Raw genomic sequence first — 12,660 nt, forward strand, 5'->3', positions numbered from 1 at the left:
ACCCTCAATTCTCGCTGATCTTCGAGCCCTTCATCGTGATGTCGCTCGATGCCTTGATGCTGATCTTGCCCGACGCCTTGACCGAAATGTCCTTGCCTTCAATGCCGATCGTGCCGTCCTTCTTCATCATGATTTTGGCCGAGCCGCACTGGATCAGGATCTCGTCGCCTGCGTCTATCACCAGCTTCTTGCCAACACTGATCGAGCTATTCTCGCTAATGCTGATCGAACTGGCCTTTGCGACGCTCAGCGAGTGAGCCCCCCCGACGCTTGTGGAATCGTCGGCCGCGATGCTGGCGCTACGCGCTGCGCCGACGTTGAATGTCTGGGCGCTCCCGACAGTGACGCTCTGATCGGAGCCAACTTTGACGCTCTGCGCCGCCGCAATATTCCAACTATCCGATGCGCCGACGTCATGGCTCTGGGCCGAACCTACGGTGACCGACCGCGTCGCTCCGATGGTGTTCGTCTGCGCCGCGCCCACCGTTCTGGTCTCGGTGGCGCCCACAGAGTCGACACGCGCCGCGCCTACTGTGATCATCTGCACCAGCCCCACCGTCTGCGTGTGGTTGGCGCCGATCGTCTCCGTCGAGTTCGACCCGATGCCTATCGTCTCGTCGACGCCCACCGTCAGTGACCGGTTCTTGCCGACCGTCTCGGTATCGTTGTTGCCGATATCCGTGGTCTGGTCGACGCTTACCTTCACCGTCTTGTTGTTGCCGACGTCCTCGTCGAGGTTGTGGCCGACAGAGTGCTTGGCATCGTGGTCGATGCGGTCGGACTGGTCGTGCTGCACCAATTTGGTGCGGTCGTTCTTGATCAGAAGGTTGTGATCCTTCTGTGCCTGGAAATTGACCAGTTCGGAACCGGCCTTGTCCTCGAACATAAGCTCGTTGTAACCGCCGCCGCCTTTCGATGAGTCGGATTTCCAGCCGGATTGCGTGGCGCTGCCCGGCAGTCCGTAGGGCGGCATCTGGGAGGCGTTGTAGACGCGGCCGGTGATGATCGGCAGATCCGGGTCGCCTTCGATGAAATCGACGATGACCTCCTGGCCGATGCGCGGGATCTGGATGAACCCCCAGCCACTGCCGGCCCAGGTCTGCGACACGCGCACGAAGCAGGAGCTGTTCTGGTCCTTCTTGCCCAGACGATCCCAGTGGAACTGGACCTTCACCCGTGCATACTTGTCTGTGAATATCTCCTCGCCAGATGGGCCGACCACCGTCGCCGTCTGCGGGCCGCGCATGATCGGCCGTGTCGTGACCCGCGGCGGGCGATAGGCCAAAGCGGTCGGCGCCACGCCGAGGATCACCTTGAAGTTCTCGCTTCCGACGTCGGCATGGGCTCTGTAGCCCGGATCGAACAGCCTGTATTCGGCGCTGACCACCAGATATTCCTGGTTCTGGTCTTCTCTTGGGAAGCCGTCCAGCTTGAACGTGCAGCCCGAATACAGGCCGCGCACGGTTCCAACCGCGGCGATGCGCTGGTGCACCGCCTGGATTTCCTCGCGCCGGATCGCGGCCAGGCTGTCGCCGCGGCCGACGTCGAGATGCGCGCCGGGCTGGCGGTAATTCTCGCCCGCGGCCAGTTTGTGACTGAACGGCTGGGCGGATTTGGCCATGAGGTCAGCGCCCGGCTTCGTGAAATCATAGTCGGTATGGACGTACGCACCTGGCCGCACGGAGCTGCCCGGAATCCATTCGGTGATGTATTCGACATCGCGCCGGGAGCCCTGCCCTTCAAAGTGATAAGGCACCTTCTCATAGCCCGGCGCCGGCTTCAGCTTGCTCATCGCATCGGCGAGGACAAGCGTGTGCTTGCCCTCGTCATGCTCGAAAAAGTACAGGATGCCTTCGTGCTCGAGCAGCCGCTGCACGAAATCGAGATCGGTCTCGTCATACTGGACGCAGTATTCGCGCGGCGGATAAGACCCTTGCAGGCGCTTCTCGAATTTCGCCGTGCTGTATTTCGAGAAAACCTCCTCAACGATTTCGATGACGCTCATGTTCTGGAAAATGCGGCAGTCGGTGGTATTGCCGAGGAACCAGAGCCATGGCCTGATGACGGCTTCGTAGTAAGCCAGACGGTCCTCGATCCGGGTCAGCCGAAACTCGGAGACAAGGCCGCTGAACCAGCGTTTCGGATCGGATTCACCCTCGATCGAAACAGGACCGCCCAGCATCTTCAGCGGATCGATGTCGGGGCTGCTGCTCACAAACCCGACCGTATAGGCCAAACAACGACTAATCTCATCGCGCCCGACAAGATGCGTGAAGGTCAACAGGTCAGCGCCAACCGGCGTCTGCACAACCGTGGCACGTTCGTTCGGCATGGGTCGTGCCCCCTCCCGCCGCTCGTTTCTGCTTCAGCCTAGCACATGTCTTCCAGCGACCAAAGGGGACGCTTGCCGGCTGCAGCCTGGTCGCCTTGGAATCATCGACTTGAACGCTTCTGTGCCGCCGCTCACAAATTGCTGATATAATGGGTGTTCTGGGCGAGTTTCCCGGCAGGCGATCGACGGCGATTTGAATGTTCATCAGGCTGCAGATCAACAATGTCGATTCCCTGCCCGCCGGTATGTCGACCGGCTACTCCGCTCGTGATCGCAGCTTCGAAATCGGCCGCGAGGCTTGCGACTGGACCTTGCCCGACCCCGACAAGTTCATCTCCGGCCGACACTGCGATGTTCGATACGAGGCAGGCGCGTTCTGGCTGCACGACATCTCGCGCAATGGGACCTTCATCAACGGATCGACCCATCGCATGGCCGGCCCGCATCGGCTTGACCATGGAGACCGGCTGCTGATCGGCCGCTACGTCATCTCAGTATCGATCGATGACGAGCGCGCCACGAAGGGTCATCCCGAGAGCAGGCACGGTTCGACGCAACGAGAAATGCCGGTCACGTCAGGCCGGCCGCTGGACTTCGGAGGCAAGCCTTTCTTCAACCCGGTGGAGCAACGGTCCGGACAGAGAGCACCGGTGTCGACGTCTTCGCTGCCCGCGCCTCTCCCTTCGACGAGAGACGAGGTGCTGCGGGAAATCGCGATCGGAGCCGGCATCGCGCCGGAATTGCTTCAATCGCGTGACCCGCATGAAGTGGCTGCCGAAATCGGCGCGGTGCTTCGAACGGTTGTCGAGGAACTGGCCCTGCTGCTGAAGGCACGTGCGGCTGCGAAAATACTGGCCAAGAGCGCACACCGGACGATGATCAGCGCTGCCGATAACAATCCCTTGAAGTTCGTCCCGGGGACCGATGACATTCTCGAGATCATGTTCGCACGGCGTAGAGCCGGCTATCTTGATGCCAGGCACAGTGTCGAAGACGCATTCCGCGATCTCAAGACGCACGAATTTGCCACCTATGCAGCCATGCAAGCTGCGCTCTCCCGGCTGCTTGACGATCTGTCGCCCGAGGCGATCGGCAAAAAACTCCCACCCACGTCATTCACATCAAAGAAGAGCCTGGCTTGGGACGCCTTTGTCGCCAAATGGCGGACCATGGAGGAAGCACACGAAAACGGAATGCTGGACATATTCCTGGCCTATTTCAGCGAAGCCTATGCCAAAGCCGACAAGCAAAAATAAGCCGGGAGATTGAACCTGGCCCATGCCCCGGAAATCGGATCGGTTTGCTGCGCTGACCTTCGGCCGCGGTACGGATCACGCGCCAGGTGGAAAGTATTAGAGCGTCCTTTGCGAGCCCAAAGATGCGGCGCTGTAGTTGGCGAAGAAAAACCCTTTCGCAGCGCTGCATCTGGTTCCAATCGACCGTTTCTAAGCTTACGATCACTTACGACAGTTCGCCAGCGGGTAAAGCTGATTGACCTGGGGGTCTGCGGCACATGTCATGTTACGGCGGGATAGAAAGATATAGCCGACCTTCCTCCAGACACTGCCCTCGCCAGCAGCGCCTGCATTTCCTGCGCCTGACCAGGGACTGTTTTGCTCGCCTGTGGCGCACACGCAGCAACCAAGAGTGGACGGACGTTTGGCGATGAGCTCGAAGGACGATCCTTTCGGCCCGGCAGGCAAGACCGTCATTCGCGCACCGCGCCGCGCTGAAAAATCAGCGCCCGCTCCTCAGCGGCTCGTTCCCGACAGCGGGCATCCCCGTCCATCGCAGGTTAAGGATTCAACGGTTTTCGATCCGGGTGTCGGCCGGCATGCACCGCCGGGTTGGGCATCGGGAACCGTGATTTATCAGGGTGCAGACCCCGGCGCAGCGGCGGCAACCGGCTCCTTTGCGGCGACGCCGAAGCCAACCATTGAGCAGGAAATCCTGCTGAATGCCACGGACAGCGTCAGATATTCCGCAGCAAATCAGATCCTCGCTGCGGCCGCTCCTTTGCTGATGCTGTTTGGCCAGCTCAGGCTTATGCCTGTCGAAAGACAGGCGGAACAACTGGCGGAACATGTTGCCGAGGCGATCGAAAAATTCGACCGGACAATGGAGAAAGCCGGTGTTCCCGAAGAAGATGCACGGATCGCAAAATTTGCTCTCTGCGAAACCGCTGACGACCTCATCGGCAACCTGCCTTGGCCCAAGAAAGACGCCTGGGCGCAGCACAGCATGCTGTCACAGTTCTTTCACGTCGTGCCCACCGGCTCGGGCTTCTACGAAGCGCTGAACAAGGTACTGGCCGCGCCGGAGGCACACTACGACTTGCTTGAATTGATGCATGCCTGCCTGTCGCTGGGGTTCGAAGGCCAGTATCGCGGCCTTACGCGCGAGGACAACAATCTCGAACGCGTTCGACGCGACGTCTACGAGACGCTTCGCTACTTCAGGGCGCGTGCCGGCGACGACATCTCGCCCCACTGGCAAAGCATGGCGGTGTCAAGCGCACAGTCATCGCCCCGGTTGCCGCTCTGGGTGGTTGCGGCCGCAGCGTCGGCGCTGTTGACGGCGGTATTCTTCGCATTGCGGATCTTCATCACCAACGAGGGCGAGGCCCTTGCCGGCAGGTTGCTGGCGCTCGATCCATCGACGCCGATCGTCATCGAACGCGCCAGCGTGGTCCCGTCGGCTGCGCCGGTGAAAGTCGCTCCGCCTGTCGCCACTACCCCCTCTCAGATCGATCGCATCCATGCCGCACTGGCCGAGAATATCGCGCGCGGCGGACTGACCGTCGGCACGCAGGGCAAGTTCATCGTCGTGGAGATCAACAATATCCTGTTGTTCCAGTCCGGCGGGGCCGAGATAAAGCCGGAGTTTGGACCGATCGCCGCAGACATCGCCGCCGCGCTGGAACCGGAGCCCGGACCGATCATGATCGTCGGCCATACGGACAATGTGAAGCCGCGAAAATCGAGCGCGTTCAAATCCAACTTCGACCTTTCCATCGCCCGGGCGAAGGCTGTCGAAGCGATGATGGCGCCGCGGTTCAGCAAGCCTTCCCGGATCACGGTCGACGGCAAGGGCGAAGACGAACCGATCGCCGACAATGCGACGCCGGAAGGCCGCGCCCAGAATCGCCGTGTCGACCTGATGATCCCCAAGGAGGAAACGCTGTGAGCACGGCCATTTGGAAGCGCCTATGACGCGTTGGCTGCTGCGGATATTCAGCGCGATCGCGTTGGCCGGTTTCGCGGCAGCGGTCTGGTTTGCCGGACCATTGATCCGCTTTGCCGATACCCGCCCGCTGGCACCCGTCTGGCTCCGCGTGACGATCATCGGCGTGATCGTTGCCATCGTGACGCTCTTCTATGGATTGCGTTTCTGGCAAAAGCGAAAGGCACAAAAAGCGCTCGAGACGATAGTCACCCGCAACGACGACAGGGATGACGACTCGCAGGTGCTCGAGGCTCGCATGAGTGAGGCCATCGCTGCGCTCAAGCGGTCCAGCGGCAAGCGCAATTTCCTCTACGAGATTCCCTGGTACGTCGTCATCGGCCCACCTGGTGCCGGCAAGACAACGGCGTTGGTCAATTCGGGTCTGAACTTTCCGCTTGCCGGTTCGGGCGACGCCCAGCCGGTGGCCGGCGTTGGCGGCACACGATCCTGCGACTGGTGGTTCACCGACCAGGCGGTGCTGATCGACACCGCCGGACGCTACACGACGCAGGATTCCAACGCGCAGAGCGACAAGAAGAGCTGGCTCGCCTTCTTGTCGCTGCTTAAGAAATACCGCACCAGGCAACCGATCAACGGGGTTATCCTGGCCATCAGCCTTGCCGATCTCATGAGCCTCGATGATCGACAGCTTGACGTCCATGTCGTTGAAATACGCAGCCGTCTGCGCGAAATCCACGAAACGCTGAAAATCCAGTTCCCGGTGTACCTGCTCTTCACCAAGGCCGACCTTGTCGCCGGTTTCATGGATTATTTTGGCGGTTTCGACGAGCAGCGCCGCCGCAAAGTATGGGGCGTGACATTCCAGACCGCCGATCGCAGCAAAAACATGGTCGGTGAGGCACCGGCCGAATTCGACGCATTGGCAAAACGCCTGGCGGAGGAGATCGCCGACCGCCTGCAGGAAGAGGCCGATCCGGTCGCACGCATATCCATCTTTGGCTTTCCAGCCCAGTTTGGCGCGCTGAAGGGCCGTATCGCCAGTTTCATCGCCAGCATATTCGATCCGGCCCGCAGCCAGGTGAACGTCAGCTTGCGTGGACTCTATTTTTCGTCAGGCACGCAGGAGGGTACGCCAATCGACCAAGTCCTGGGCGCAATCGGTCGCAGTTTCGGCAGCGCTTCTCGCGCCCATCTTTCCGGCACTGGCAAAAGCTTCTTTTTGCATGATCTTCTGACCGACGTCATTTTCGCTGAATCCGGGTGGGTTTCATACGACAAATCGGCTGAAAGGCGTGCAGCGATCGCCAGATATGGCGGCCTTGGCGCAATAACATTGATCGCTGCGGCGGCTCTGGGCACCTTGGCCCTGAGCTTTACGGCCAACAGGTCGCTGATCGCCTCTACCACGCAAGCTATAGGCCAGTATCGCGAGACGGCAGACCCGCTACTCAAAATCTCGACGGTCGCCGATGTCGACCTCGAAAACGTCATTGGCCCGCTCGACCAGTTGCGCGATCTGCCGGCCGGGTTCGGCACCAGTGACTTGCCGACACCGATCGAGGAGACGTTCGGCCTCGGTCAGCGGGAAAGACTACTTTCGGCATCAAGAACAGCTTACCGGCAAGCGCTGGAGCGCATGTTCCGCTCGCGCCTGCTGCTTCAGGCCGAACGGACGATCCAGGCCAAGATGGCTGATCCCGCCGCGCTCTACGAACCGCTGAAGATTTACCTGATGCTGGGCGGCAAGGCGCCGAAGGTCGACGACGAGTTGATCGTTTCCTGGATGAGGCAGGATTGGGAGCAGAACCGGTATCCGGGCGAAAACAACCGCGAGGGACGGGCGCAACTCGAAAAGCATCTGCGAGCCATGCTTGAGTTGGACGACGCCTATGACCCGGTTTTCGAACTCAACCAGCCACTTGTCGAAGCTGCTCAACGCTCGCTCGGACGCATGAGCCTTGCCGATCGTGCCTCCGCCTTGGTAAATTCGGCGGTATACGCGGCAGCGCTGGGCGATTTTTCCGTCTCCGTGAAAGGCGGCCCGGAAGCGCAGCTGTTGTTCGAGCGTGTCGATGGTGGCGATCTGTCAGGCCTTCGCGTTCCCGGTATCTACACCTATAGCGGCTTCAACAATTTTTATCTCGGACAACTCTCGCGCATTGCGCAGATGCTTGTCGATGACCAGTGGGTTCTCGGCGGCGGCGGCGAGCAAGGTGGCATCGACCAGGAGTTGCTTAAGCTCGGTCCCGAACTTGTCGAGCGCTATGGGAGGGAGTTCGCCGCAGCGTGGAACGGGGTTCTCGACAAGTTGAAGTTCAAGGCGATGCTGAAGGACAAGCCGCACTATATCGCGCTGTCCGCAGCCGCATCACCAACCTCGCCAATCGACCAGCTTTTTACGGCGATCGCCGACGAAACAGCTCTGACGCGAGAACCTGGTTCCGGCAAAGACTTCGGCTCCGAGGCCGAAGCCGACATGCTTCAAAACCAGCCGCAGAACGCTGCAGATACCGCCAGGGGATTGGCCCGCATCGGGATTCAAATCCCCAGCGGCAAATCGCAAAGCCGGGCCGGTATTGCGTCCGCTAGCGAGCAGAATCCCGGGGCGAACATCGAAGCGCAATTCAAATCATTCCAGGCTTTGGTGAACGGTCCCGCCGGACGCCGCCCAATCGATGCGTTGACCCAGAATTTCCGCGACATCTATCAAAGCCTGCAACTGGCGGCCGACGTCCCTTCGCAAGTAGAACGCGTCAACATGAATCTGCAGCTGCAGATATCCACCCTTCGCGCCAATGTCTCGCGTCTGCCTAAGCAACTCGCCCGAATGGTCACCGCAACCGCCGACGAGCTTGACGGCAACGTCGCAGAAACCTCGCTAACGAATTTGAACCAGGCGCTCGACCAGACGGTCACGCGCGCCTGCGAGGAGATGGTCGAGGGCCGTTATCCTTTCGCCAGCGATGGCTCGGAGGATATTGCAATGGCGGATTTCGCGAAACTGTTCGCTCCAGGCGGACTGATGGACCGGTTCTTCGCACAGAATCTGGCATCGCTAATCGACATGACCGGCCAGGACTGGAGCTGGAAACAGGATGCGCGTTTCGGGCGCGACCTGTCGAAGTCGACCTTGAAAAACTTCCAGCTGGCCGCGGAAATCCGCAACGCCTTCTTTCCTTCAGGTGGTTCGGTGCCGTCAGTCAGTGTCACCTTTACGCCGTTTTCACTGCATGGCGATGCCGATACGGCGCTACTCGAAATCGATGGCCAGATTGTTCAAAGCAACCAGGCGGGCAACGCGCCAAGCACGGTGAGCTGGCCGAGCGGCATGGCTTCCGCGTCCGCGAGCCTGAGCCTCATTCCGGAGATGCCGGGCCGGGAGTCCGCGATCAGGTTCGAAGGTCCGTGGGCACTGAAGCGCCTGCTGGACAAGGCTGATATCACCAGCACCGGCGGCAACACGGAAGCCCGTTTCGTGATCGGCGGACGCGATGTCGCATATACGGTCCAGACCAGTTCGGACCCCAACCCTCTCTTCCTTCCTGCGTTTTCTGGGTTCAGCTGTCCAAAGGCGTTTTGAGATGATCTTTGAATTTTCCAATACGGTCATGCGGTCCATCGGCAACAGACGCGCGGACGTTAATTTCGATACTCTAATGTTCGAGCCTGTGGCAAACTGCGCGAGCGAGCGCCTGACTGTGCGGCGCAGAGGACGCTTGAGAGGCGCTTGGTGGCAAATTGAACAATGTCGCCCTTCCCTTTGAAAGCTTCGGCGTTAGCCACAGAGGCTGTGTCCGTGAGCTCAATGAAGACAGCTATCTGGTCGAACCGGAAGCTGGCCTGTGGGTGGTGGCGGATGGAATGGGTGGACATGATGCTGGGGAAGTCGCTTCGGCCAGCATCGTCGATCACCTGGCAACGATCGGCATTGCAAGCTCTGCACCGGATCTTCGCGCGCGCTTCGAAGACCGGCTGAGCCGGGCCAACGCCGAAATCCGCAGGATATCGGAATCCCGCGGAGTAACCATTGGCTCCACAGTCGCCGCCCTGCTGGCGATGGATGGGCGGTTTGCGTGCCTGTGGGCGGGCGACAGTCGCGTCTATCTGATCCGCAACGCCTCGATTTCCCAGATTTCGAAGGACCATACCGAAGTTCAGGAACTTCTCGACAAGGGCATGATCAGCGCAGCCGAAGCGCTCGCTTGGCCGCGCCGCAACGTTATTACGCATGCGGTCGGCGTCAGCGACGAGATCGTCATTGATTTCCAGCAAGGCGAAATCATGCCGGGCGACATATTTGTGTTGAGCACCGACGGGCTGACAGCGCATGTCACAGACGCCGAGATCGAGGCGGCGGCGGTGTCGGCGACACCTCAGGCGGCATGCGAAAACCTGCTACAAACGGTGCTGGCCCGCGGGGGAACAGACAATGTCACGATCGTGCTCGTGAAGATCGGTAACGGGCGCAATGAGGCCTATCCCGACCCTCCCAGAGCCGAAGGTTGAGGCTGATGAGCGCCGACGACAAGACGCGGATATCGCCTAACGTGGCCAACACAGCCGTAGGCACGCAACTCAGCGGCATCTATGAACTGGACGAGCGGATCGCATTCGGTGGCATGGGCGAAGTCTACCGCGGCCACAACATCCAAACCGGCGACCACGTCGCGATCAAGATCGTCTTGCCTGAGTTCGCCCGTGATCAGACGATCCTGTCGCTGTTCCGCAAGGAAGCGTCGATCCTCAACCACCTGTCGCACGATGCGGTCGTGCGGTATCACGTCTTCACGATCGATCCCGGCATCGGTCGCCCCTATCTTGCCATGGAATTCGTCGACGGCCAGTCGCTGTTCGATATCATGCGACATGGGCCGATGCCGACGGAAGACGTGCGCAAGCTTTGCCATCGCCTGGCTTCCGGCTTGAGCGCCGTGCACCAGGCGGGAGCAATACACCGCGACCTCTCCCCGGATAACATCATCCTGCCAGGAGGCCGGGTCGAACGCGCAAAGATCGTCGATTTTGGCATCGCGCGATCGGCGACCGTCGGCGGCGAGACCCTGATCGGCGGAAAGTTCGCGGGAAAGTACAACTACGTTTCTCCCGAACAACTCGGCCTATACGGCGGCGATGTCAGCGAGCAATCCGACATCTACAGCCTGGGCTTGGTTCTGGCTGCTGTTCTGCGCGGGAAACCTATCGACATGGGCGGCTCCCAGTTCGAGATCGTGGAAAAACGCCGAACCGTTCCGGACCTATCCGACATCGATGCCGATTTTCGTGGAATTGTTGAAGCCATGCTGCAGCCGGATCCACAAGACCGGCCGATCAGCATGGCGGATATCGCCAGGGCGACACGTGACGACACGGATGACGAGGGGACAGCGCCGCCAACGTCGGTCACCCCGCGCGACCGGACGGGTTTGCCGCGAACCGGGGGAACCCTCGCGCCCGGCCCCAAGCTTCCAAGTCAGCCTCCGGCGGCTTCCGGTGAACAGCGCTTCGTTCCGCATGTCCGGCCGGCGCATCTGTCCGAACCAAGGCCTCCGGCAGTTGCCGGGCCTGCTCGGGCGGTCTTGCCTAATGTCCCTACAAAGTCCGCCAAGACCCGATCGATCGCGATCGCTGCCGTGGCGACATTAGCTGTCGCGTCGGGTGCAGGCATCTATCTGAGCGGCTTGATGACGCCTTCCACGCCGACCGCCGGCGATACATCGTTTTTGTCTCCAAAAGCATCAAAACCGGCCCCGACGGACAGTGCTGCAAATTCGCCGGGCGATGAGCCGGCAAAGGCAGTTCCACCCCAGCCCGCCGACGTCCTCTCACCAACCGAGGAAGCCCTGGAGCCGTCGGCATCCGAGGAAACCTCGGAGCCGGCGGCAGCCGAGGCGCAGCCGCCAGCCGAAAATCGGGCAGATGTCGCGGCGGATCAAAGGTTGGAGCCGACACGGCCCGCCGAAGTCCTCTCACCAACCGAGGAAACCCCGGAGCCGGCGCCAGCCGAGACGCTGTCGCGAGCTGAAAATCAGGCAGGTGCCGCGGCGGATCAAAAGTTGGAGCCGGCACGGCCTGCAGAAGTCCTTTCGCCAACCGAGGAAACCCCAGGGCCGTCGATAGCCGAGGTGCCATCGCCAGCTGAAGATCGGGCAGATGCCGCGGCGGATCAAAAGTTGGAGCCGACACGGCCCGCCGAAGTCCTCTCGCCAACCGAGGAAACCCCGGAGCCGGTTCCGCCGCGCGTCCAGGTCGCGCCAATGCCGCCGGCCGACAAGGCCCCGCCGCCCCCAGCGGTCCGGCCCGACGTGATGGAGAGCCCGAAGCCCGATCAGTCGGCCAGCCAGCAGGCCGCGCGGGTGCCCGACCCCGCTGCAGACCAGACGGATGATATGAACGCAAAGGGGCAGCAGGACGAGCCTGCGGCAGGCAAACAGCCGGGCGAAGCCGCCGTTGCCTTGAACGTGCCGAAACCGGAACTAGAACAACCGCCGAAAAATGCCCTCGACTACCCTGCTCAACGGGCCTCTTGGGTGCGCGACTTCAACGGCGGCGACTGTTTCTATGCGACGTTGACGTCGGCAACCGAGACCGCTGTCGAGATCGAAGGATTAGGCACAGAGGTCCAGCCCTTCGAACGAATGTTGTCCGATTTCCAGGCAAGATTCCATGTCGAACCGGACATCAGCGTCCGCCTCATTGAACCGGCTCAATGCGAAGTTACCAACTTTCTGCGTTTTCTAGACCAGATGGCGACTGACAAGCCGCAGCTTGTTCTCGATCGAACGACGGTGCCGAGCGGCTCGCCGATCGGCGGCACGCTGGTGACGCGTGGCGGCCTCATTTCCAGCGTGCTGCTGATCGACCACAGGGGTATGGCATTCAACCTCGACGGTCGTATCTTGGCGCAAGCCGACAAGGCCACGTTCAAGTTTCCGATCGATCTCGGCGCAGCCGACAAGGCGGCCGGCAAGGTCGTGCCGCAGATCATAATGGTGATCACGGGTCCACAGGATATTCAGGCTGCGGCGTTCTCCACGCCGACACCAGCCGCGCTGCTGTTGCCCAGGATTCTCGAAGAGATCGCGACCACCAGATCTGAGTACTCAGCCACCGCAAAGTACTTCCGGCTCGGCGGGTAGCATGGA

6 protein-coding genes are annotated in these 12,660 nt (G+C 60.9%); 5 read left to right on the plus strand and 1 reads right to left on the minus strand.

Annotation, left to right across the window (positions count from 1 at the left end):
• Nucleotides 1-4: 4 nt before the first annotated feature.
• A complete protein-coding gene (gene tssI / locus ACWTU8_RS17815) occupies nucleotides 5-2,332 on the minus strand; it encodes a type VI secretion system tip protein TssI/VgrG (protein WP_455849203.1) in 2,328 nt (775 codons plus the stop codon).
• Between the two features lie 197 nt (nucleotides 2,333-2,529).
• On the opposite strand from tssI, the gene tagH reads away from it, so the two are divergent.
• From tagH to ACWTU8_RS17840, 5 genes are all read left to right on the plus strand, one after another.
• Nucleotides 2,530-3,588: a type VI secretion system-associated FHA domain protein TagH gene (gene tagH / locus ACWTU8_RS17820; RefSeq protein ID WP_455849204.1), complete on the plus strand. Its 1,059-nt coding sequence runs from the start codon at nucleotides 2,530-2,532 to the stop codon at nucleotides 3,586-3,588.
• 409 nt (nucleotides 3,589-3,997) lie between these two features.
• Complete coding sequence (gene tssL / locus ACWTU8_RS17825) at nucleotides 3,998-5,518, plus strand: type VI secretion system protein TssL, long form (protein ID WP_455849205.1); 1,521 nt, start codon at nucleotides 3,998-4,000, stop codon at nucleotides 5,516-5,518.
• Between the two features lie 22 nt (nucleotides 5,519-5,540).
• Entirely contained in the window at nucleotides 5,541-9,098 is a 3,558-nt protein-coding gene (gene tssM, locus ACWTU8_RS17830) for a type VI secretion system membrane subunit TssM (RefSeq protein ID WP_455849206.1), read from the plus strand.
• Between the two features lie 158 nt (nucleotides 9,099-9,256).
• Nucleotides 9,257-10,024, plus strand: coding sequence for a PP2C family protein-serine/threonine phosphatase (locus ACWTU8_RS17835; RefSeq protein ID WP_455837442.1), 768 nt, complete (start codon nucleotides 9,257-9,259; stop codon nucleotides 10,022-10,024).
• Between the two features lie 5 nt (nucleotides 10,025-10,029).
• Nucleotides 10,030-12,654 carry a protein kinase domain-containing protein gene (locus tag ACWTU8_RS17840; RefSeq protein WP_455849207.1) on the plus strand — a complete coding sequence of 875 codons (2,625 nt, stop codon included), beginning with the start codon at nucleotides 10,030-10,032 and terminating at the stop codon, nucleotides 12,652-12,654.
• Nucleotides 12,655-12,660: the final 6 nt, after the last annotated feature.

The sequence above is a fragment of the Mesorhizobium sp. BHbdii genome (assembly GCF_053848045.1).

Coding starts and splice junctions, on each gene's coding strand:
- tssI (WP_455849203.1), bottom strand. CDS start 2,332: ATGCCGAACGAACGTGCCACGGTTGTGCAGACGCCGGTTGGCGCTGAC.
- tagH (WP_455849204.1), top strand. CDS start 2,530: ATGTTCATCAGGCTGCAGATCAACAATGTCGATTCCCTGCCCGCCGGT.
- tssL (WP_455849205.1), top strand. CDS start 3,998: ATGAGCTCGAAGGACGATCCTTTCGGCCCGGCAGGCAAGACCGTCATT.
- tssM (WP_455849206.1), top strand. CDS start 5,541: ATGACGCGTTGGCTGCTGCGGATATTCAGCGCGATCGCGTTGGCCGGT.
- ACWTU8_RS17840 (WP_455849207.1), top strand. CDS start 10,030: ATGAGCGCCGACGACAAGACGCGGATATCGCCTAACGTGGCCAACACA.